At 70.4% G+C, this 1,326-nt stretch carries 1 protein-coding gene; it reads right to left on the bottom strand.

The window, feature by feature from the left end; genetic code table 11:
- Positions 1–1,194: ISL3 family transposase (locus TOK_RS22970; protein WP_098960082.1), on the bottom strand; the 1,194-nt coding region annotated here is incomplete at its 3' end.
- Positions 1,195–1,326: the final 132 nt, after the last annotated feature.

The raw sequence follows: 1,326 nt of genomic DNA, 5'->3' as shown, positions 1-1,326 counted from the left end.
GATCGCCTCGGTCGGGCCGTTGCTGGTGCCGGGTCGGTCGAAGTAGGCCAGGACGTCCTCGGCCCGCTTCTTCAGGGTCCGCCCGAGCGTGCGGAGCTCGGTGAGGGCGGTCGGGACGCCGGTGGTGACGGACTCGATCAGGTTGGTCATGAGCTGCTTGCCGCGGTCGCGGTCGGGCTCTCGATAGGCACCGATCATGCGCTGGTAGATGCCCCAGGTGGCCTCGACCTGGACGTGTTCCTCGTTCTCGAACAGCGCCGTCAGGCGCTGGCGTTGCCGGTCGGTGAGCAGATCGTGGCCGGTGTGAAGGGTCCGTCGGGCTTGGTAGAGCGGGTCGTCCTTGCGGCCTCGGTGCCCGTGCAGGTCCTGCTGGACCCGGCGCCGGCAGCGGTCCAGGGCGTCGCCGGCGAGACGGACGACGTGGAACGGGTCCATCACCGCCACGGCCTCGGGCAGCTCTTCGGTGGTCGCGGTCTTGAAGCCGGTGAAGCCGTCCATGGCGACGACCTCCAGGCCGTCGCGCCAGGCCCTCGGCCGCTCGGCAAGCCACGTCTTGAACGCCTGCTTTGAGCGGCCCTCGACCATGGCCAGCAGTCGTGAGGGGCCGGTCCTGTCGCGGACCGGGGTGAGGTCGATGACGACGGTGACGAACTTGTCGCCGCGGCGGGTGTGGCGCCAGACGTGCTCGTCGACGCCGATGACCTTCACGTCGTCGAAGCGGGTCGGGTCGTCGAGCAGGGCGCGCCTGCCTTCGGCGAGGACGGCGTCGTTGGCGGTGTCCCAGGACACCGCCAGTGCCTCGGCGAGGCGGGCGACGGTCAGGTGCTGGCAGACGAGCCCGACCAGAGCCCACCGCAGGGCGGTCCGGGACAGCTTGGCGCGCGGTTCGGCGGCGCGGCTGGTGTCCTGGCGCCAGACGTGGCCGCAGCCGGTGCACTTGTAGCGGCGGATCGTGACGAGCAGGGTCGTCGGGCGCCAGCCCAGCGGCTCATGCGCCAGACGCCTGGTGACGGTGTCCCGCGGGCTGCCTTCACAGCCGCATCGACGGCACCAGTGGTCGTCCGCTTGGTCCTCGACCCGGCAGGCGAGCACCGCTCTGTCCGGCTGCAGGTGCTGGCCGACGACAACGAGACCCAGCTCGTCCAGGCGGCAGAACGTCGTGACGTCAGGGGTCGTGAAGGTAGCGTCAGACACGTCGAGGTCTTCCTGGATGGCGGCGTGAGAACTTCTCATCCTCGGGAGGCCTCGACCTCTACCCGTGCACCGACGCGCCGACCACCCCGCGCGCCACCAGACCGCCAACTACACCCTCATCTGGGAAGAGCC

The sequence above is a fragment of the Pseudonocardia sp. N23 genome, assembly GCF_002583555.1.
GTDB lineage: Bacteria > Actinomycetota > Actinomycetes > Mycobacteriales > Pseudonocardiaceae > Pseudonocardia.
Note: the sequence above shows the minus strand (reverse complement) of the source record. Positions and strands in the feature narration are given on the sequence as shown.